Annotated in this window: 16 protein-coding genes and 2 pseudogenes; 14 read left to right on the top strand and 4 right to left on the bottom strand. The window is 73.3% G+C overall.

The window, feature by feature from the left end; translation table 11 throughout:
* Both IE219_RS29745 and IE219_RS32085 read left to right on the top strand, forming a co-directional pair.
* Nucleotides 1-200 (top strand): annotated as a pseudogene (locus IE219_RS29745) (hypothetical protein); the annotation flags it as partial.
* An 18-nt stretch (nucleotides 201-218) separates the two neighbouring features.
* A pseudogene (locus IE219_RS32085) lies at nucleotides 219-395 on the top strand (ABC transporter ATP-binding protein); the annotation flags it as partial.
* Between the two features lie 182 nt (nucleotides 396-577).
* On the opposite strand, the gene IE219_RS29740 reads toward IE219_RS32085, so the two are convergent.
* Entirely contained in the window at nucleotides 578-2,107 is a 1,530-nt protein-coding gene (locus IE219_RS29740; protein ID WP_189983121.1) for an amidase family protein, read from the bottom strand.
* Nucleotides 2,108-2,387: 280 nt separating this feature from the next.
* Between IE219_RS29740 and IE219_RS29735 the strand changes: the two genes are divergently transcribed.
* The 3 genes from IE219_RS29735 (at nucleotide 2,388) to IE219_RS29725 (ending at nucleotide 5,146) form a co-directional block, all read left to right on the top strand.
* Nucleotides 2,388-3,221: a lytic polysaccharide monooxygenase gene (locus IE219_RS29735; RefSeq protein ID WP_189983119.1), complete on the top strand. Its 834-nt coding sequence runs from the start codon at nucleotides 2,388-2,390 to the stop codon at nucleotides 3,219-3,221.
* Between the two features lie 93 nt (nucleotides 3,222-3,314).
* On the top strand, nucleotides 3,315-3,530 hold the full coding sequence (locus tag IE219_RS29730; protein ID WP_189983117.1) for a hypothetical protein: 216 nt from the start codon (nucleotides 3,315-3,317) through the stop codon (nucleotides 3,528-3,530).
* Nucleotides 3,527-5,146, top strand: a complete 1,620-nt coding sequence (locus IE219_RS29725) for a carbohydrate binding domain-containing protein (RefSeq protein WP_229850193.1) — start codon at nucleotides 3,527-3,529, stop codon at nucleotides 5,144-5,146. The genes IE219_RS29730 and IE219_RS29725 overlap by 4 nt, the downstream gene beginning before the upstream one ends.
* Before the next feature lie 106 nt (nucleotides 5,147-5,252).
* Here the strand turns inward: IE219_RS29725 and IE219_RS29720 are convergent, their stop codons facing one another.
* Together IE219_RS29720 and IE219_RS29715 are read right to left on the bottom strand one after the other, a co-directional pair.
* Nucleotides 5,253-6,215 (bottom strand): acetylxylan esterase, encoded by a 963-nt coding sequence (locus IE219_RS29720; RefSeq protein ID WP_189983116.1) that lies wholly within the window; start codon nucleotides 6,213-6,215, stop codon nucleotides 5,253-5,255.
* A 166-nt stretch (nucleotides 6,216-6,381) separates the two neighbouring features.
* Nucleotides 6,382-7,101 carry a FadR/GntR family transcriptional regulator gene (locus IE219_RS29715; RefSeq protein ID WP_189983135.1) on the bottom strand — a complete coding sequence of 240 codons (720 nt, stop codon included), beginning with the start codon at nucleotides 7,099-7,101 and terminating at the stop codon, nucleotides 6,382-6,384.
* Between the two features lie 129 nt (nucleotides 7,102-7,230).
* On the opposite strand from IE219_RS29715, the gene IE219_RS29710 reads away from it, so the two are divergent.
* The 9 genes from IE219_RS29710 to IE219_RS29670 all read left to right on the top strand — a co-directional run bounded on the left by IE219_RS29710 (nucleotide 7,231) and on the right by IE219_RS29670 (nucleotide 19,077).
* Complete coding sequence (locus IE219_RS29710) at nucleotides 7,231-8,823, top strand: ABC transporter substrate-binding protein (RefSeq protein ID WP_189983114.1); 1,593 nt, start codon at nucleotides 7,231-7,233, stop codon at nucleotides 8,821-8,823.
* Between the two features lie 71 nt (nucleotides 8,824-8,894).
* On the top strand, nucleotides 8,895-9,845 hold the full coding sequence (locus IE219_RS29705; RefSeq protein WP_189983113.1) for an ABC transporter permease: 951 nt from the start codon (nucleotides 8,895-8,897) through the stop codon (nucleotides 9,843-9,845).
* A gap of 3 nt (nucleotides 9,846-9,848) precedes the next feature.
* Entirely contained in the window at nucleotides 9,849-11,816 is a 1,968-nt protein-coding gene (locus IE219_RS29700; protein WP_189983112.1) for a dipeptide/oligopeptide/nickel ABC transporter permease/ATP-binding protein, read from the top strand.
* Complete coding sequence (locus IE219_RS29695) at nucleotides 11,813-12,826, top strand: oligopeptide/dipeptide ABC transporter ATP-binding protein (protein WP_189983111.1); 1,014 nt, start codon at nucleotides 11,813-11,815, stop codon at nucleotides 12,824-12,826. The genes IE219_RS29700 and IE219_RS29695 overlap by 4 nt, the downstream gene beginning before the upstream one ends.
* Entirely contained in the window at nucleotides 12,823-13,752 is a 930-nt protein-coding gene (locus tag IE219_RS29690; RefSeq protein ID WP_189983110.1) for a dihydrodipicolinate synthase family protein, read from the top strand. Before IE219_RS29695 ends, IE219_RS29690 begins: the two co-directional genes overlap by 4 nt.
* Nucleotides 13,749-14,651: an ROK family protein gene (locus IE219_RS29685; protein ID WP_189983109.1), complete on the top strand. Its 903-nt coding sequence runs from the start codon at nucleotides 13,749-13,751 to the stop codon at nucleotides 14,649-14,651. The genes IE219_RS29690 and IE219_RS29685 overlap by 4 nt, the downstream gene beginning before the upstream one ends.
* A complete protein-coding gene (locus tag IE219_RS29680) occupies nucleotides 14,648-15,352 on the top strand; it encodes an N-acetylmannosamine-6-phosphate 2-epimerase (RefSeq protein WP_189983106.1) in 705 nt (234 codons plus the stop codon). The genes IE219_RS29685 and IE219_RS29680 overlap by 4 nt, the downstream gene beginning before the upstream one ends.
* Nucleotides 15,353-15,444: 92 nt before the next feature.
* Complete coding sequence (locus tag IE219_RS29675; RefSeq protein ID WP_229850191.1) at nucleotides 15,445-16,866, top strand: sialate:H+ symport family MFS transporter; 1,422 nt, start codon at nucleotides 15,445-15,447, stop codon at nucleotides 16,864-16,866.
* A gap of 195 nt (nucleotides 16,867-17,061) precedes the next feature.
* The gene (locus tag IE219_RS29670; RefSeq protein ID WP_229850190.1) at nucleotides 17,062-19,077 is read left to right on the top strand and encodes an exo-alpha-sialidase; all 2,016 of its coding nucleotides are present in this window, start codon (nucleotides 17,062-17,064) and stop codon (nucleotides 19,075-19,077) included.
* A 90-nt stretch (nucleotides 19,078-19,167) separates the two neighbouring features.
* On the opposite strand, the gene IE219_RS29665 is transcribed toward IE219_RS29670, so the two are convergent.
* Nucleotides 19,168-19,980 (bottom strand): ABC transporter ATP-binding protein, encoded by an 813-nt coding sequence (locus IE219_RS29665; RefSeq protein ID WP_189983101.1) that lies wholly within the window; start codon nucleotides 19,978-19,980, stop codon nucleotides 19,168-19,170.
* Nucleotides 19,981-19,993 lie beyond the last annotated feature (13 nt).

Genomic DNA, 19,993 nt, shown 5'->3' with positions numbered 1-19,993 from the left:
GCGTCTCCCAACAGGAGATCGACACCGCACTGGCCGACCTCGCCTGCCGGGAAGAACACCAGGTCACCCGGGTCTGGTTCACGACCGAACGCCGCATCCAGGAGCAGTACATACGAGAGAACACCCCCCGACTCACCGAGGACCGCCACGCCTTGGACCGCGTCGTCCGGACCGCGGAGACCACCCTCACGGGCCGGTGAGGCAAGCGGACCCAGGACCTGGAGGACGGCACCGCGCAGAAGGTGGCGCTGGCCCAGGCCCTCCTCGTGGAGCCCGGACTCCTCGTCCTGGACGAGCCGTGGTCCGGTCCGGACGCCGACGCCCACGGCGTACTCGCCGAGATCATGACCGAAGTCGCGGCCTCCGGCGGCACCGTCGTCTTCACCGACCACCGCGGGCCGAGCCGGCCGCGTACCGCCGCAGTGCTACCTCGCGCCGCTGCTCCTGTTCACGGGCCTCATGGGCGTCCTGACCGTCAACGGCAGCGGCCCCCTGCCCCCGGCCTACGCCTCCTCCGCCGGTGCGCGGCTCGTCGCCGGACGCAGGGAACAGCTGCCGCCCCACGCCGCCCCGGCCGTCACCCGTCAGCCGGAAGCGTCGGCAGGTAGCGCGGCGCGCGTCGGCCGGCCAGGTGGTGTTCGACGGCGGCGCCCAGGGACAGGAGGCGGGCGTCCTGGCCGTCGCCCGCGGTGAGGAGCAGGCCCACCGGGAGTTCGCCGACGAAGCCGGCGGGGACCGACAGGGAGGGGTAGCCGGCCACGGCGGCGGGCTTGGCGGACGGGATCGCGTCGGCGTCGCCGCGCGCGCAGTCGATCGTCCACGCGGGCGGGTTCGCCGGGGAGGCGATCGCGTCCAGGCCGTGCTCGGCCATGACCTCGTCGACGGAGCGGCGGGCCAGGTCCCTCAGTTCCGTGCGCATCGCCCGGTACTCCGGGTCCGTGGCGGGCGGTGCGGCGAGGGCCTCCTCGAACAGTTCCTGGCCGGCGAAGCAGGTCTGCTCCCGCGGGTGCGTCCGGTTGAACTCGATCAGTTCGGCGAGGTCGCGCGGGCCGTTCCGGGTGGCGAGGTAGGCGTTGATGTCCCGGTGGAACTCACTGAGCAGGCAGGGGAATTCGAGTTCGACCATACGCAGCTGATAGGGGAGGCACACCTCGACGACGTCGGCGCCCGCCTCCCGCAGCCGCTCGGCGGTGCGCGTCATGAGCGCGTCCACCCCGGCGCCGAACAGCGGCATCCGCCACAGGCCGATCCGCCTGCCACGCAGCGCGCCGGGACGGGTCGCCGCCTCCGCGAAGTCCGGGGCCACCGGGACGCCGCCGATGACCGAGAGGGTGAGCGCGGCGTCGATGACGCTGCGGGCCATGGGGCCGGCGGTGTCCTGCTCGGCGGAGATCGGCACCACGCCCGACCGGCTGACCACGCCGAGGCTCGGCTTGAGGCCGACGACGGCGTTCATCCCGGCGGGGCAGACGATGGAGCCGTCCGTCTCGGTGCCGATCGCGACCTGCGCCAGCGAGGCGGCCAGGGCGGCGGCCGAACCGGCGGACGAGCCGCAGGGGCTGCGGTCGAGGACGTACGGGTTGCGGGTCTGGCCGCCCACCGCCGACCAGCCCGATGTCGGCGTCATGGAGCGGAAGTTGGCCCACTCCGAGAGGTTGGCCTTGCCGAGCACCACCGCGCCGCCCGCCCGGAGCCTGGTGACGAGTTCGGCGTCGGCGCGCGGCGGCCTCCCGGCCAGGGCCAGGGACCCGGCGGTCGTCGGCATGTCGCGGGTGTCGATGTTGTCCTTGAGGAGGACGGGGATGCCGTCCAGCGGGCCGCGCGTCCGGCCGAGGCGGCGCCTGATGTCGCTGACCACCGCCTGTCCCAGGGCCGTCGGGCTGGTGTGCAGGACGGCGTTGAGCCGGGGGTCGACGGACCTGATCCGCCGCAGGTAGGCGAGGGTCAGCCGGACCGAGGAGAGCGAGCCGCGGGCCATGCGGGTCTGCAACTCGGGGATGGTGACGGTGTCGAGGTCGACGCCGCCGACCCTGATGGCACCCATACCGTCGACCGGCGTCGATCCGGCGGATCGGGACCGGGCGGCCGCCCTGCTTCTCTTCTTCATGGCGGATACCCCACTACACGGCGGGCCGCATGGGCAAGGGCCCTCTTCCGCCCGCTGCGGAGCCGCCCGAAACCGCTTCTCAAGTCCGCGCGCGTAGAAGGAAGTTCACGGATTCGACGGGCGGCGCGGGACGGCACTCACCCCCTTGACGGGTTGCCTTCCTTCGCTAAGGTCTAGACCTGAAAGCGTCGGTCTAGACCTTCGCCTGTGAGGTTGCCCCACCGGTCATGCGCCGCGTTCACCCGGGCGGATCCGGTGTACACGAAGGGAACTTAATGTCATGCACATGAAGAAGAAGACGTGGGCCGCGGCCCTGGGCACCCTGCTCGCTCCCGCGGTGGTCCTGAGCCTCCCGGCGCCCTCGGCGAGCGCCCACGGCTGGGTGGTCTCGCCGTCCAGCCGGCAGGACCAATGCGCCAACCGCGTGGTCCAGTGCGGTCAGATCAAGTACGAGCCGGCCAGCGTCGAGGGCCCGAAGGGGCTGCGGACCTGTAGCGGGGGCGACCCCCGCTGGGCGGACCTGGACAACGACAGCAAGGGCTGGAAGGTCACTTCCGTCGGCACCCAGCAGACCCTGACGTGGACGATCGAGGCGCGCCACGCCACGAGCAACTGGCAGTACTTCATCGGCGACCAGAAGATCGCCCAGTTCAACGACGGCGGCCGCATCCCGGCCTCCTCGGTCAGCCACCAGCTGGACTTCACCGGGTTCAGCGGCAAGCAGAAGCTGCTCGCCGTCTGGAACATCGCGGACACCTCCAACGCGTTCTACGCCTGCATCGACGTGAACATCGGCGGCGGTGACGGCGGGACCGGCGGCGGTACGGGCGGCAGCGACGGCGGTGGTACCGGCGGTGGCGAGACCGGCGGCGGGACCGGCGGCGAGACCGGTGGAGGCACCGGCGGCGAGACCGGCGGTGGCGATGGCGGCACCGGCGGCGGCGAGCAGCCCGGCGACTGCACGACCGCGGCCTGGAGCTCCGGCAGCATCTACACCGGCGGCCAGACCGTCTCGTACAACGGCCACAACTGGCGGGCCAAGTGGTGGGTGACCGGCGAGGTGCCCGGCACCACCGGCGAGTGGGGCGTCTGGGAGGACCTCGGCGCCTGCTGAGCCCCGCGCGTCCCTCGTTCCCGTACACCCCTGAATCTCGTACGGCTCCGAGTCCCGCAGCGGTCCTGAGCCCCGTACGGCCCCTGGAGCCCCGTGCGGCTCCGATTCCCGTACGGCCCAGACTCCCGCACCACCCGCACCACCCGCACCACCCGCACCACCCGCACCACCCGCACCACCCGCACCACCCGCACGATCCAGCGCGACCGGCCGGCGCGGCCCCTCGAAGGAGCCTGCGCCGGCCGGTCCCGCGTCTTCCCCGCACCGGAGCACCACCCCACCCCCCACCACGCCCCGGAGACAGCGTGAGAACTCGGCATCGCCTGCTCGCCTGCGCCACCGCCGCCCTGTTCGGCGGCGCCGGCGTGCTGATGGCCCCGGCCGCCGCGCAAGCGGCCAACCTGCTGACCAACCCCGGGTTCGAGACCGGCACCCTCGCGGGCTGGTCCTGCGCCGGGAACGCGGGCTCGGTCGTGAGCGGCCCCGTGCACGGCGGCACCCGCGCGCTGGCCGGAGCCGCGAGCAACTCGGACACCGCGCGGTGCGCCCAGACGGTGTCCGTCCGGCCCGGTACGAAGTACACCCTCTCGGCCTGGGTGCGCGGCTCGTACACGTACCTCGGCGTCCAGGGCGGCACCGCCACCTGGACGGGGTCCGCCGCCGACTGGAAGCAGCTGACGGTCTCCTTCACCACCGGGGCCTCCCAGCAGAGCGCCGAGATCTACCTGCACGGCTGGTACGGGCAGGGCACGTACTACGCGGACGACATCAGCCTGGACGGTCCGGGCGGCGGTGACGACACCGAGGCGCCCTCCGCGCCCGGCAACCCGCGGGCCACCGGCACCTCCGCGAGCGGCGTCTCGCTCGCCTGGGACGCGGCCTCCGACAACGTCGGCGTCACCGGCTACGACGTGTACCGGGACGGCACCCTGGCGACCTCCGTGACGGGGACCTCCGCGACCGTCGGCGGGCTGGCGCCCGGCACCTCGTACCGCTTCACGGTCCGGGCGAAGGACCGCGCGGGCAACGTCTCCCCGGACTCCGCGACCGTCACCGCGACGACCGGGAAGGACGACGGCAACGGCGGCGACCGCTTCATCCAGGCCGCCCCGTACCTCTACCTCGGCTGGGGCAACCCGCCGAGCCCGACCGAGGTCATGAAGGCGACCGGCATCAAGTGGTACACCATGGCCTTCATCCTCGCGCAGAACGGCTGCAACCCCGCCTGGGACAGCCAGCGCCCGCTGACCGGCGGCCAGGACGAGGCGGCCATCAAGGCGATCCGGGCGGCCGGCGGCGACATCGTCCCGTCCATCGGAGGCTGGAGCGGCAACAAGCTCGGCCCCAACTGCTCCACGACGGAAGCGCTCGCGGGCGCGTACCAGAAGGTCATCGACGCCTATCGGCTGAAGGCGATCGACGTCGACATCGAGAACACCGACGAGTTCGAGAACCCCGCCGTGCAGGACCGCATCCTCGGCGCGCTGAAGATCGTCAAGCAGAACAACCCCGGCCTCCGGACGATCCTGACCTTCCCGACCCTCAACACCGGGCCCAACTCCTGGGGCGACCGCCTGATCGAGCGTGCCCACGAACTCGGGGCCGACATCGACAACTTCACCATCATGCCGTTCAACTTCGGCGGCCAGGCCGACATGTACGGCAACACCGTCAAGGCCACCGAGGGGCTGAAGGCCAAGCTCGTCTCCACCTTCGGCTGGACCGACCAGCAGGCGTACCACCACATCGGCATCTCCGGCATGAACGACTCCAGCGACGCCGGCGAGGTGACCACGGCGCAGATCTGGACCCAGATCCGCGACTGGGCCAACAGCCACGACCTGGGCCGGCTCGCCTTCTGGGCGGTCAACCGGGACCGTCCGGCCTGGCAGTTCACCTCCATCACCGCGGGCTTCACCGGCTGATCCCCCCCCCGCACGAGACACGCACTCCGCGCCGGCCCCGGAAGTCTTCCGGGGCCGGCGCGGCCGTGCTCGACCAAGAGCTTCCGGTCGTGTCGTGACCCCGCCGTCATCCGACGCGGTCGCGGACGAAGGCGAGTTGCAGCCGCTCGTGCGCGCGGCCGCCGCCCTCGTGGCCGTTGAAGGGGTAGACCTCGACCGCCTTCTCCCCGGCGTAGCGGTGGTAGGCGGCGAAGCAGGTGGAGGGCGGGCAGACCGGGTCCATCAGGGCGATGGAGAAGAGCGCGGGGGCGTCCGCGCGGGCGGCGAAGTGCATGCCGTCGAAGTAGGACAGGGTCGTGAAGACCCGGTCGACGCGGTCGCGGTGGAGGGCGAGGTACGCGGCTATCTCGGTGTAGGGCGGCTGGGGCGCGATCTCGGCGCCCCGCCGGATGTGGCAGAGGAACGGCACGTCCGGCATGACGCCGGCGAGGCCCGGGACGAGCCCGGCGACGGCGAGGGCGATGCCGCCGCCCTGGCTGAAGCCGGTGACGACGATGCGGTCGGGGTCGACCATCGGCAGGGCGCGGGCCGCCTCGGTCCAGCGGGCCGCGTCGGCGAAGAGGCGCCGGTAGTAGTGGTCCTCGGGGCGCTCGACGCCGCGGGTGAGGAAACCGGGGACGGTGCCGCTCGGGCCGGGCGCGGGGTCCTCCGTGCCGCCGGGGGCGGCGGACCAGCCCTGGCCCCGGGTGTCCATGAGGAAGTGGGCGTGCCCGGCCGCCGGGTAGAGGAGGTTCTCGTGCGGGAGGCCGCGCCCCCGCCCGTACCCGAGGAACTCGACGACGCAGCCCAGCGGCCCCGTCGCACCGGCCGGGACGCGCAGCCAGCCCCGTACCGGCTGCCCGTCGAAGCCGGGCACGGTGACGTCGTAGGTGTCCACGAGGGCGAGGCCGTTGTCGACCGGGCGCAGGACCGGCGGGGCGGCGGCGCCCCGGGCGAGGGTGCGGGACCAGAAGTCGTCGAAGTCGGCCGGGGCGGGGACCTCGGGCCGGTACGCCAGGCAGTCGTCCAGCGTCAGGTCGGTGAGCGGCACGGGGCGCCTCCTCGGAGGGGACGAGAGCCCCAGAGATGAGATGTCTGATGTCCGGTGACTGTAGGGATCCCTGGGGGAGGGGGTCAAGCGGGCGGCCCGCCCGGGGGCGGCCACCCGACCGGAATCGGGTGGCCGTCCTTCCCCGGCGAATCCGTCAGGTCCGGGATCAGTCCCTGGCGCGGGCGGCGGCCAGGCGGCGGCGCACCGGCGCGTAGTGGTCGGCGACGGCGGCGACGAAGGCGACCGGATCGCCGGCCCGCGCGGCCTCGACGATGCGGCGGTGGACGTCCACCGTCACCCTCTCGTCCTCGATGGTCATCAGGTTCAGGTGCGGGGAGACGATCGCGTAGACGTCCCAGAAGGCGAGCGTCAGCTGGCTCATCAGCTCGTTGCCGAGCGGCTCCACCAGGAGGGCGTGGAAGGCGCGGTCGGAGGCGACGAAGCCGTCCCCGTCGCCCGAGCCCTGCCGCTCCATCTCGTCGACGAGCCCTTCGAGGGTGTCGAGGTGCTGCGGGTCGAGCGCGTGGATGATGCGCTCGGCGTTGCCGCGCTCGAAGAGTTCCCGCACGTCGACGAGGTCGGCGTACACCTGGAAGTCGTCGTCGGGGCTGAGCATGCCGCGGAAGGTCATGGACTCCACGAGCGCGGAGAGGCTCAGCCGGCCCACGTAGGTGCCGTGGCCGTGGCGGACCTCGACGATGTCGAGCGCGGCCAGGGTCTTGACCGCCTCGCGGACGCTGGACCGGCTCGCGCCCAGCGCGATGCACAACTCCGCTTCGGTGGGCAGGGGATCTCCGGGCCGCATGCGGTTGTCGAGCATGTAGTGCTTGATCTCCTCCGCCACCGTCTTGCGGAGCGACGCGCGCACTGGGCGCACACCCGAAATCTCAGGACTGGCCACCTATTGACCCCTCTCCCTCGTCCAGCTAGGTTCACACGCTATCAGCCGTCGGACATCAGACGTCCTAACTCCCGGCTCTTTCCGAGTGAACGTTGCCCCCTAGGAGGAACCCCCATGTCGCAGCGGACACCCGCAGGACTCCGCCGTCGCAGCTTCCTGCGCTACACCGGCGTCGTCGGCACCGCGGCCGTCCTGACCGGCACACTGGCCGCGTGCGGTGGTCCGACCTCCACCGGCTCCGCGAGCGGCGCGGGGGGCGGCACGAGCTCGATCGAGGCGGGCATCTCGTACGCGCTCTCCACGGGCTTCGACCCCATGACGGCCTCCGGCGCCACCCCCGTCGCCGCGAACACCCACGTCTTCGAGGGCCTCGCCGACCTCGACCCCGCCACCCTCGTCGCCCGCCCGGCCCTGGCCACCGCCCTCCCCGAGAAGGTGAACGCGACCACCTACCGGGCGACCCTGCGCTCCGGCGCCACCTTCCACGACGGCTCCCCGGTGACCTCCGAGGACGTCGTCTACAGCTTCGAGCGCATCCTCGACCCGAAGAACGCCTCGCTCATGGCGCAGTTCCTGCCCTTCCTCGACTCGGTCAAGGCGGTGGACGCCTCCACCGTCGAGTTCCGGCTCAAGTACGCCTTCGACCTCTTCCCGTCCCGGGTCACCGTCGCCAAGATCGTCCCGAAGAAGCTGGTCGAGGCCGACCCCAAGGGCTTCGACGCCAAGCCGGTGGGCTCGGGGCCGTACCGCCTGGTCTCCGCCACCAAGGAAGACAAGATCGTCTTCGAGGCGTACGACAAGTACAACGGCCGCAACAAGGCCAAGGCCAAGTCCATGACCTGGCGGCTGATGTCGGACCCCGCCGCCCGGGTCAGCGCCCTGGAGTCCGGCCGCGTCCAGGCCATCGAGGACGTCCCCTACATCGACGCCAAGCGCCTGTCCCAGAAGGCCACCGTCGACTCGGTGCAGTCCTTCGGCCAGCTCTTCATGATGTTCAACACCCGGCAGAAGCCCTTCGACGACAAGCGCGTCCGCCAGGCCTTCCACTACGCCCTGAACACCCCCAAGATCATCGAGACCGCGATGATGGGCAACGGCTCCGCCGCCCAGGGCTACCTCCAGACGACCCACCCCGACTTCCACAAGGCGTCCACGGTCTACACGTACGACCCGGCGAAGGCCAGGAAGCTGCTCGCCGAGGCGGGCGTGAACAACCTCTCGATCGAGCTGCTCACCACCGACACCGGCTGGGTCAAGGACATCGCCCCCCTGGTCAAGGAGAGCCTCGACGCGGTCGGCGTGAAGACCACGCTGAGCATCGGCCAGTCCTCCGCCCAGTACGGCAAGGTCGACGAGGGGAAGTTCCAGGTCCTCGTCGCGCCGGGCGACCCCTCGGTCTTCGGCAACGACGTCGACCTGCTCATGCGCTGGTTCTACGACGGCACCTGGCCCACCAAGCGCTACCGCTGGGACGGCACCGCCCCCGACAAGCAGCTCCGCGCGCTCCTCGACGAGGCGGCCCGCAGCTCCGACGCCGCCGAGCGCACGAAGCTGTGGAACCAGGCCATGGACCTGATCTCCGACGAGGTCCCGATCTACCCGATCCTGCACCGCAAGCTGCCCACCGCCTGGAACGACAAGGCGCTGCCCGGCTTCAGCCCGCTGCCCACCACCGGCATGTCGTTCCTGAACGTCGGCCGTTCCTGACCGGTCCCGGGCCGGCCCGCACCCGACCGCGGGCCGGCCCGGGTACCCCTCCAACCGCTAGGAACCGAACGATGGCTGTCTTCCTCCGGCTCGCCCTGCGCCGCATCGCGATCATGCCGGTGATGATCCTGGGCATCACCCTGCTGGTCTTCGTGGTGATGCAGTTCTCCCCCGCCGACCCGGCCTTCAACGCGCTCGGCGAGGGCGCCACCCCCGAGGCCCGCGCCGCCTTCGCCGAGGAACACGGGTTGAACGACCCGCTGCCGATCCGGTACGCGGACTTCCTCGGGCAACTCCTCCGGGGCGACCTCGGCGTCACCCTGCCGCCCGGCCAGGCCGTCGCCGACCGGATCGCGCTCGCCCTCCCCGTCACCCTGCAACTCACCGCCCTCGGCCTGGTCCTCGCGATCGTCCTCGCCGTCGCCATGGGCGTGACCGGAGCGGTGCGGCGCGACCGCTGGCCCGACCAGGTCACCCGGATCCTGTCGATGGCCGGCATCGCGATCCCCTCCTTCTGGCTCGGCGTCGTCCTCATCCAGCAGTTCGCCCTGAACACCCCCGCCTTCCCGACCGGCGGCTACGTCAACCCGGCCGAGTCCCCCACCGGATGGCTGCGGGCCATGGCCCTGCCCGCGATCTCCCTGGCCGTCCCCGTCGCCGCCTCGCTCGCCCGCCTCATCCGCACCTCGATGGTCGCCGAACTCGACCGCGACTACGTCCGCACCGCCACCGGCAACGGCCTCCCCAGGGCCCTGGTGATCCGCGGCGTGCTGCGCAACGCCCTCGTCACCCCGCTGACCGTGCTCGGCATCAAGGTCGGCTACCTCCTCAGCGGCGCCGTCGTCATCGAGACGATCTTCGACCTGCCCGGCATGGGCAAGCTCATCCTCGAAGGCGTCACCGGCGGCGACACCGCCCTCGTCCAGGGCACCGTCCTCACCATCGCCCTCGCGTTCCTGGTCGTCAACGTCGTCGTCGACCTCCTGTACCTGCTGGTCAACCCCCGTATCAGGACGGTGTGACGCATGTTCACCGGTCGCCTCGCCCAGAGGCTCTCCCGACCCGGCATCCGCTTCCGCGCTCTGCCGCCCACCTCGCGCGCCGCCCTCGGCATCCTGCTGCTCGTCGGCGCCGCCGCCCTCCTCGCCCCGCTGATCGCCCCCGACCCGCTGGCCACCGGCACCCCGGTCCAGCCGCCCGGCGCCGAGCACTGGTTCGGCACCGACCGCGTGGGCCGCGACGTCTTCTCCCGCGTCGTGCACGGAGCCCGCTACTCGCTCGTCATCGGCCTGGGCGCCACCGCCCTCGCGGTCGTCGTCGGCGCCCTCCTCGGCGCGCTCGCCGCCACCTCCCGCAAACTGGGCGACGAGTCGGTCATGCGCACCCTCGACGTCGTCATGTCCTTCCCGCCGATCGCCCTCGCCGCCGTCCTGGTCGCCGTCTTCGGCCCCAGCGTCCCGGTGATCATCGGCACCATCGCCTTCGTCTACGTCCCCTCCCTGGCCCGCGTCGTCCGCGCCAACGTGCTGGCCCAGTACGGCGAGGACTACGTGGCCGCCGAGAAGGTCATCGGCGCCCGCCGCGGCCACATCGTGCTCCGCCACGTCGCCGTCAACTGCGCCGCGCCCGTCATGGTCTTCGCGACCGTCCTGGTCGCCGAGGCGATCACCTTCGAGGCGAGCCTCTCCTTCATCAGCGCCGGCGTGCAGGACCCGAACCCCAGCTGGGGCAACGTCCTGGCGTACGGCCGGCAGATCCTGCTCTCCGGCGGCTGGTGGGCCACCTTCTTCCCCGGTGTGGTCCTCCTCGTCACCGTCCTCGCGCTGAACGTCCTCTCCGAGGGACTCACGGACGCCTCGGCCGCACCGGAGCGGGCCCGGACGGAGGACGCCCCCGCCAAGCGGGAGACCGCCCGCCCCGGGACGGAGCCCCGCTCGCGCCAGGAGATCGACGCGGCCCTCGCCACGCTCGCCGAGATCGTCCGGACCACCCCGCCGACCGCCCGGCCGGTACCCGGGGACGCGGCCGAACTGCTGGTCGTCAAGGACCTCGCCATCCGCTTCCCGGACCGGTACGGCGACGTGAACGTCGTCGACGGGATCTCCTTCACCGTCCGCGAGGGTGAGACCCTCGGCCTGGTCGGCGAGTCCGGCTGCGGCAAGTCCATCACCAGCCTCGCGGTCATGGGCCTGCTCGCCCGCAACGCCGAGGTCTCCGGCACCGTCGAGTACCGCGGCCGGAACCTGCTGACGATGGACCGCAAGGAGCGCCGGACGCTGGCCGGCCCCGAGATCGCCATGGTCTACCAGGACGCCATGTCGTCCCTCAACCCCTCGGTCCTCGTCGGCAAGCAGCTGAGCCAGCTCACCTCGCGCGGCGGCACCCGCACCCCGGCCGAACTCCTGGAACTCGTCGGCCTGGACCCGAAGCGCACCCTGCGCAGCTACCCGCACGAACTGTCCGGCGGCCAGCGCCAGCGCGTCCTCATCGCCATGGCGCTCTCCCGCAGCCCCAAGCTGCTCATCGCCGACGAGCCGACCACGGCCCTGGACGTCACCGTGCAGGCCCAGGTGGTGGAACTCCTCGTCCGGCTGCGCGACGAACTCGGCTTCGCGATGGTGCTGGTCTCGCACGACCTCGCCCTGGTCGGCGACCTCTCCCACCGCGTCGCCGTGATGTACGCCGGGCAGCTCGCCGAGGTCGGCGACACCCGCTCCGTCCTCCAGGCCCCCTCGCACCACTACAGCCGCGGCCTGCTCGGCTCGGTCGTCTCCCTGGAGGCCGGCGCGAAGCGGCTCCACCAGATCCACGGCGTGGTCCCCGCCCCGAAGGAGTTCGGCGCCGGCTGCCGGTTCGCCTCGCGCTGCGACGCGGCCACGGAGGCGTGCCGCACGACGCCCCCGGAGCTGACCGCCCCCGAGGGCCGGACCCACGCGTTCGCCTGCCACCACCCGGCGACCGCCGCCGCACCGCGGAAGGAGGCGGTCCGATGATCCGCCTGGAGAACGTCCACGTCCGGCACAAGGCCCGCGGCGGCGGACTCTTCCGCCACGACGCGGTCCACGCCCTCACCGACGCCACGCTGGAGGTCGAGAAGGGCGAGATCCTCGGCCTGGTCGGCGAGTCCGGCTGCGGCAAGTCGACGCTCGCCCGCGTCCTCACCGGCCTCCAGAAGCCCACCGAGGGCAGCGTCCGCTTCCGCGGCGAGGACCTGTGGCGGATGCCCGCCGCCCGCCGCCGCGAGGAGTTCGGCTCCTCGGTCGGCGTCGTCTTCCAGGACGCCTCGACCGCCCTCAACCCCCGCATGTCCGTCGGCCGCATCCTGCGCGACCCGCTCGACGTCCACAAGCGCGGCACCGAGCAGGAGCGCGAGGCACGCGTCGAGGAACTCCTCGACCTCGTCGGACTCCCCGGCCACACCCTGCGCGCCCTGCCCGGACAGCTCTCCGGCGGCCAGCGCCAGCGCGTCGCCATCGCCCGGGCCCTCGCCCTCGAACCGGACGTCATCGTCGCCGACGAACCGACCTCCGCGCTCGACGTGTCCGTACGCGCCCAGGTGCTCAACCTGCTCGTCGACCTGCGCGCCCGGCTCGGCCTCGGCATGGTGTTCATCTCCCACGACATCCAGACCGTCCGCCACCTCTCCGACCGGCTCGCCGTCCTCTACCTCGGACGGATCGTCGAGGAGGGCCCGGCCCGCGCCGTGTCGGCCTCCCCGACCCACCCGTACACCGAGGCACTGTTCTCGGCGACCCCGAGCCTGCTGGAGCGCACCGAGCGGATCATCCTGACCGGTCCGGTGCCCTCCGCCGTCAACCCGCCCAGCGGCTGCCCGTTCCGCACCCGCTGCCGGCACGCGGACGACGCCTGCGCGACCGCCTTCCCGGCGGCCGACGGCACCGCGGACGGCCACCGCTGGCACTGCGTCCACCCGGTGGGGGACGACGCACCCGCCTCCTCCCCCCGTCCCACCCCCGTACACATCTCCAGGAGCACGTCGTGAACGCCCGTACCCCCCGCTTCACCGGTGTCATCCCGCCCGTGGTCACCCCCCTGACCGCCGACGGAGAGATCGACACCGCCTCCCTGGAGCGGCTCGTCGGCTTCCTCATCGAAGGCGGGGTGACCGGCCTCTTCGCCCTCGGCAGCTCCGGTGAGACCGCCTACCTGACCGACGCCCGGAAGGACGTCGTGGTCGACACCATCGTCGGCGCCGCCGCCGGACAGGTGCCCGTCGTCGTCGGCACGATCGAGCAGACCACCAACCGCGCCGTCGAGCGGGGCCGGGCCGCCCTGAAGAGCGGCGCCGACGCGATCGTCGCCACCGCCCCCTTCTACACCCGCACCCACGACACCGAGATCGACCGGCACTTCCGGCTCGTCGCCGACGCCGTGGACCTCCCCCTCCTCGCCTACGACGTCCCGGTCTGCGTCCACAGCAAGCTCTCCGCCGACCTCGTCCTGCGGCTCGCCGCCGACGGCGTCCTGGCCGGCGTCAAGGACTCCAGCGGCGACGACGTGGGCCTGCGCTACCTGTGCCTCGGCGCCCGCGAACTGCCGGACTTCTCGGTCCTGACCGGACACGAGGTGGTCGTCGACGCGATGCTGCTCGGCGGCGCCGACGGCGCCGTCCCCGGCCTCGGCAACGTCGACCCGCACGGCTACGCCCGCCTCGACGCGCTGGCCGCCGCGGGCGACTGGGCGGCGGCCCGGGCCGAACAGGACCGCATCGCCCGGCTCTTCGAGATCGTGACCGTCGCCGATCCCGGCACCGCCTCCGCCACCGCCGGCGGCCTCGGCGCCTTCAAGACCGCCCTGAAGGTGCGCGGGATCATCGACACCAACGTCGTCAGCCCGCCGATGCGCCCGCTCGACGCGGGCGAGACCGCGCGGATCGCGGAGATCCTGGAGCGGGCGGGCCTGCGATGACCCTCGTCGCCGGAATCGACATCGGCGGCACGAAGACCGCCGCCGGGATCGTCGACCCGCACGGCACCCTCCGGCGCCGGCACACGGTGCCGACCCCCGCGTCCGACGGCCCGGCGGCCGTCGTGGCGGCGGCGGTGAGGGCCGTACGGGACCTGGGCGTCCCGGTGGCGGCCGTCGGCGTCGGCAGCGCCGGCGTCGTGGACCCGGAGTCCGGCCGGATCGTCTCGGCCACCGACGCCCTGCCCGGCTGGGCCGGCACCGCACTGCGCCGGGACCTGGAGCGGGCCCTCGGCGTCCCCGTGGCCGTCGACAACGACGTCCACGCCCACGCCCTGGGCGAGGCGTGGCGCGGCGCCGCCGCCGGCCGCCGGCACGTCCTGCTCGCCGCGGTCGGCACGGGCATCGGCGGCTCGCTCCTCGTCGACGGCCGCGTCCACCACGGCGCCCGGTCCGCCGCCGGGCACGCGGGCCACGTCCCCGTCCCCTCCGCCGCCGGGGCGCCCTGCACCTGCGGCGGAACCTCGCACGCGGAGGCGGTCGGCAGCGGGCCCGCGCTGCTGGCCGCGTACGCGCGGTCCGCGCCGGTGCCCGCCTCCTCGCTGGCAGAGGTCTCCGCGCGGGCCGACGGGGGAGAGGAGACGGCCCGCCGGGTCCTGGCCCGGGGCGCGCGGGCGCTCGGCGAGGCCCTGGGCGGGATCGTCAACATGACCGACCCCGAACTCGTCCTCGTCGGCGGCGGCGTCGCCCACTGCGGCCCCGCCTGGTGGGAGCCCCTGCGGCAGGCGTTCGAGGCCGAACTCCTGCCCCCGCTGAAGGGCGTGGAACTGCGGCCGGGCTCGCTCGGCGGCGACGCCGCGCTCCTCGGCGCGGCCCGTCTCGCCCTGGAGGTCCTGAGATGAACGAGCGTCCCACCGCCACCGGAGTCGTCGAGCGCCTGCGCGGCACCCTGATCGTCTCCTGCCAGGCGTACCCGGGCGAGCCGATGCGCGACCCCGACACCATGCGCCGGGTGGCCCTGGCCGCCCGCGACGGCGGCGCGGCCGGCATCCGCGCCCAGGGGCTGGACGACCTCCGGGCCGTCCGCGGCGCCCTCGACCTGCCGCTGATCGGGCTGTGGAAGGACGGGGCGGAGGGCGTGTACATCACCCCGACGGCCCGGCACGCCCTCGCCGTCCTCGACGCCGGGGCGGACGTCGTCGCCCTGGACGCCACCGATCGGCCCCGCCCCGACGGCCGCCCCCTGGCCGCGTCGATCGACGCGGTCCGCGCGGCCGGCGGCCTGGTGATGGCCGACGTGTCCACGTACGAGGAAGGGGTGCGGGCCGCCGCGCTCGGCGCCCATCTGGTGGGCACCACGCTCTCCGGCTACACCCCCGCCACGTACGACCGCAAGGCGGCCGGCCCCGACCTCGACCTGGTGGCACGGCTCGCCGGGACGCTCGACGTGCCGGTGGTCGCCGAGGGCCGGATCCACACCCCCGCCCAGGCCGCCGAGGCGCTGGAGCGCGGGGCGCACGCGGTGGTCGTCGGCACGGCGATCACCCATCCCACCACCCTGACCGGGTGGTTCGCGGCCGCCGTGGCGAGCGGCCGGGTCTGAACCCGTCGCCCGGGGCACGGTCTGGTGCCTCCGGCGACGCCATGGGCGCGGCCCTCCCGGGCGGAGGGGGCCGCGCCCCTCATGCTGTCCCCGTGACCGACGACCCGCGCGACCCGCGCCCCTGGTACCGGCAGATCGGGCGGACCCGCTGGAAGGCGTTCGCGGGTGCCTGGATCGGCTATCTCCTCGACGGCTTCGACTTCGTCCTGATCACCCTGGTGCTCACCGAGGTGAGCGAGGAGTTCGGCCTCGACCCCGTGGAGGCGGCCGGCCTGGTCTCGGCCGCCTTCGTCACCCGGTGGCTGGGCGGCGCCGTCCTGGGTGCGATCGGTGACCGGTACGGCCGCCGGACGGCGATGGTGCTGAGCATCTGGCTGTTCTCGCTGGGAACCCTGGCCTGCGGTTTCGCATGGAGCTACGGGAGCCTGTTCGCGGCGCGGCTGGTGATCGGGCTCGGCATGGCCGGGGAGTACAGCGCGAGCGCGACGTACGTGATGGAGAGCTGGCCCGCGCGGCTGCGCGGCCGGGCGAGCGGCTTCCTGATCTCGGGCTACTCGATGGGCACGGTGCTGGCGGCGGAGGCGTACAGCGTCGTGGTGCCGGCGCACGGCTGGCGCTGGATGTTCTACCTCGGCGTGCTGCCGGTGGTGGTGGCGCTGTGGGTGCGGCGGGCGCTGCCGGAGGCGGCGGACTGGGAGGAGGCGGTCGCGGAGACGGCGACCAGGCCGAGCCCCTTCCGGCCGCTGTTCGCGGACCGGCGCCGGGCGGTGGTGAACGTGCTCCTCGCGGCGGTGGCGCTGGGCGCGCTGTTCGCGGTGTTCGCCGGCCTCGCGGGGGGCTGGACTGCGGTGCTGTCGGTCACGGCCGGAGCGGTGATGGCGGTGTTCGCCGCGCAGCTGGGCGGGCGGCGGGGCCGGGTGCTGTACCTGGCGCTGATCGGGACGGTGTTCGCGGCGTTCCTGTACAGCTGGCCGATCCAGGCGCTGCTGCCGACGTACCTGAAGACCGAGCTGGGGTACGCGCCGCAGGAAGTGGCGCGGGTGCTGTACTTCGCGGGGTTCGGGACGATGGCGGGCTGCTGGCTGTCGGGGTTCACGGGGGACCGGTTCGGTCCCTCGCGGGCGTACGCGTGGACGCTGACCGCCTCGCTGGTGTTCGTGTTCCCGGTGTTCGCGGTCGGCGACGACCTGCCGCTGCTCGGCGTGCTGCTGTTCGCGCTCCAGGCGCTGGGTTTCGGGGTCTCCGGGCTGCTGCCGCGCTGGATCGGCGGGCACTTCCCGGCGGAACGGCGGGCGGCCGGGCTGGGGTTCACGTACAACGTGGGGGCGCTGGGCGGTGCGGTGGCCCCGGTGCTCGGGGCGCGGCTGGCCGAGGGCATGGCGCTGGGGACGGCGCTGGCGGTGCTGACGTCCGGTCTGAGCCTGGTGGTGGTCGTGCTGGTGGGGTTCGACGTGCCGAGGCGGCTGCACCGGCTGGCCGATCCCACGGCGGGAACCGATCATCTGAGGGCATGAGAGCCTGACATGGGGCATGAGACGTCTGATGTCCGATGCCGAGGTGACTCTATGGTTCCGCGCCCGGTGCCGCAAGCGTCGCGCCGCACGTTCCCGCCCTCCGCCGGAAGGGTTGACGCCGCATCAGCGGCGATCTAGGTTTCGCCGCAACGTCTGATGTCCGATGCCTCCCTGTCGTCTGTTGTGGAGGTGCCGGTGAAAACCGCCCGTTCCGTCTCCCTGCTTCTCCTGGCCGCGCTCGGCGCCGGCCTCCTCGGAGCCGCGCCGTCGGCCGCCGGGCCGCCCCCGGCCGACGGCGCGGCCCGGGCCGCCGCCGCGTCCCCGGAGCCCCTGTTCGAGAGCACCGTCCTCGCCACCTCCGGCCAGGGCGCCCACACGTACCGCATCCCCGCCCTGGACACCCTCCCGGACGGCACGCTCCTCGCCGCCTACGACCGCCGCAACGACAACGCGGCCGACCTCCCCGGCAACCTCGACGTCATGGTCCGCCGCAGCACCGACAACGGCCGCACCTGGACCGCCCCGCAGGCGATCGCCGACTTCGACGGCGGCGTCGGCGCGGGCGACCCCAGCATGCTCGTCGACCGCGAGACCGGCCGGGTCTTCGTCTTCTACGCCTACGGCCCCCAGGGCATCGGGTTCTTCAACTCCGCCGCCGGCAACGCGAACGACGCCGTGAACTCCCTCCACGCCGACTACGCCTACTCCGACGACGGCGGCGTCACCTGGACCGCCCGCCGCATCACCCGGGACATCAAGGACCCTTCCTGGAAGGGCATGTTCGCCTCCTCCGGCACCGGCATCCAGCTCTCCACCGGACGCCTGGTGCAGCAGTACGCCTTCCGGGGAGCCGACGGCGGCATCTGGGCGGTCAGCGCGTACAGCGACGACCACGGCGACACCTGGAAGGCGGGCGACCCCGTCGGCCCGCTGATGGACGAGAACAAGACCGTCGAACTGGCCGACGGCCGGATCATGCTCAACAGCCGCACGTCCAGCGCGAAGACCCGGCTCGTGGCCTACTCGGACGACGGCGGCGTCACCTACTCCGCCCCCGTCCCGGACGACGAGCTGATCGACCCGACCAACAACGCCGCGATCCTGCGGTACGACGCGACCGCGGACGCCTCGCGGCCGGAGTCGCACCGGCTGCTCTTCAGCAACACCGCCAGCACCACCACCCGCCACAACCTGACGGTCAGGACGTCCTGCAACGACGGCCTCACCTGGCCCGCGGCCAGGGTCGTCGAGGCGGGCGGCACGGCCTACTCCACGATGACCCGCCTCGCGGACGGCACCTTCGGCCTGCTCTACGAGTCCGGCCCGTACCAGCGCATCACCTTCGCCCGCTTCGACGCCGCCTGGCTCGGCGCGGACTGTCCCACGGACCAGGGACGTCCGAAGCTCGAAGCCCGCACCGCGGTCCCCGACGGCCTGCTGACGGCCGGCGCCGCGAACACCGTGGAGGTGCGCGTCACCAACCACGGCCACCTCGCCGGCGTTCCGGGCCGGGCCGCGCTGAGCCTGCCCGCCGGCTGGAGCGGGGACGCGTCCCGGCCGGTCCCGGCCGTCGCCCCCGGCGCCACCGCCGTCCTCCGCTTCACCGTGCTGCCACCGGCGGGCACGCCCACCGGCGAGCGGAACCTCACGGTCACGCTCACGGCCGGTGCCACTGAGACCTCCACGACCACGCCGGTGCTCGTCGCCGGACCGGACCGGGCGCTCCACGCGACGCCCGCGCGGGAGTACGACGGCGTCTCCTCGTACACCGACCTGACCCCGGCTCTGCCCGATGTCGCCCCGCTCGCCCGCGGAGTGATCACCGCACGGTTCCGCACCACGAAGACGCCCGTCGCGGCCACCCTGCTGTCCGCCTCGGACACCCGCGCGGCGTCGACCAACGTCACGCTCTCCCTGAACGGCGGTGTACCCCACTACGAAGCCCGCGCAGGCGGCGCCTACAGCGCGAAGCTCGACGGCACGACGTCCCTCGCCGACGGCCGCGACCACACCCTCGCCGTCGCCGTGACCGACTCCGGAACGGCGATGTACGCGGACGGCGTGCGCATCGCCTCGACCACGACCCCGGCGCTCTTCGCCCGCGCCCCGGGCCTCACCGGCCTGTGGGCCGGCCGCAACGTCGACGACGGCGGCCCCCAGTGGCACTTCGCCGGCCACATCGAACAGATCTCCGTCCACCGCGCCGGCTGACGCCCTCCCGCCCGCCGCCCGCACCCCCCTTTCGGCGGGGTGCGGGTTCGCGCCCCTGGCCAGGAGGCCGTCCGGGCTCGGGAGAGGCCGCTAAGCGCTGCCGCCCGAGCGGGCCAGCCACCGGCCGGCGTGCCGCGTCACCTCGATGGGGCGGCCGAAGCAGGCGGTCATGCGGTCCCGCGTGAGGACGTCCTCCACCGCTCCCCGCGCGAGGACGCGCCCTTCCCGCAGGAGCAGGGCGTGCGTGATCGCCGGGGAGAGCTCCTCCAGGTGGTGGGTGACGGTCACCGTCGCCAGTTCCGGCCGGGAGGCGGCCAGATGGCGCATGGTGTCGATGAGGTCCTCGCGCGAGGGCAGGTCGAGCGCGTTGAACGGTTCGTCCAGCAGCAGCAGACCCGGGTCGGCCATGAGGGCGCGGGCGATGAGGAGGCGGGCGCGCTGGCCGCCCGAGCAGACGCCGTACGGGCGGTCGGCGAGGTCCTTGACCTGGAGTTCGGCGAGCAGTGCGTGCGCGCGTTCGCGCACCTCGGCGCCGTACGTCCGCCACAGCGGCTGGACCGTTCCGCTGTGTCCGGTGAGGACGACGGCGTGGCCCGTCAGCTCCGGCGGCACGCGCTGGGAGGGGGAGACGTGGCCGATCAGGGCACGCAGTTCCCGTACGTCGACCCGGCCGAGCCGGTGGCCGAGGACGTCGACCGTGCCGGTGGTGGGGAACGCGACGGCGCCGACGATCCGCAGCGTGCTGGTCTTGCCCGCCCCGTTGGGGCCGAGCAGGGCCCAGTGCTCGCCCGCCCGTACCGTCCAGTCGATGTCGTCGAGAATGACCTGGCCCGTGGTGTGGCGGGTCATGCGCACGCCGTCGAGGGCGGCGACGACGCGTCCGTGGCCGGTGCTCCCGTTCATTCCGTAGCCCTTC

It is taken from the genome of Streptomyces termitum, assembly GCF_014650175.1.
GTDB classification, from domain to species: domain Bacteria; phylum Actinomycetota; class Actinomycetes; order Streptomycetales; family Streptomycetaceae; genus Streptomyces; species Streptomyces termitum.
Note: the sequence above shows the minus strand (reverse complement) of the source record. Positions and strands in the feature narration are given on the sequence as shown.

Bases quoted from the DNA above. Each gene is read 5' to 3' on its own strand.
- IE219_RS29680 (WP_189983106.1), top strand. From the start codon at position 14,648: ATGAACGAGCGTCCCACCGCCACCGGAGTCGTCGAGCGCCTGCGCGGC.
- IE219_RS29665 (WP_189983101.1), bottom strand. From the start codon at position 19,980: ATGAACGGGAGCACCGGCCACGGACGCGTCGTCGCCGCCCTCGACGGC.
- IE219_RS29700 (WP_189983112.1), top strand. From the start codon at position 9,849: ATGTTCACCGGTCGCCTCGCCCAGAGGCTCTCCCGACCCGGCATCCGC.
- IE219_RS29735 (WP_189983119.1), top strand. From the start codon at position 2,388: ATGCACATGAAGAAGAAGACGTGGGCCGCGGCCCTGGGCACCCTGCTC.
- IE219_RS29710 (WP_189983114.1), top strand. From the start codon at position 7,231: ATGTCGCAGCGGACACCCGCAGGACTCCGCCGTCGCAGCTTCCTGCGC.
- IE219_RS29705 (WP_189983113.1), top strand. From the start codon at position 8,895: ATGGCTGTCTTCCTCCGGCTCGCCCTGCGCCGCATCGCGATCATGCCG.
- IE219_RS29695 (WP_189983111.1), top strand. From the start codon at position 11,813: ATGATCCGCCTGGAGAACGTCCACGTCCGGCACAAGGCCCGCGGCGGC.
- IE219_RS29740 (WP_189983121.1), bottom strand. From the start codon at position 2,107: ATGAAGAAGAGAAGCAGGGCGGCCGCCCGGTCCCGATCCGCCGGATCG.
- IE219_RS29685 (WP_189983109.1), top strand. From the start codon at position 13,749: ATGACCCTCGTCGCCGGAATCGACATCGGCGGCACGAAGACCGCCGCC.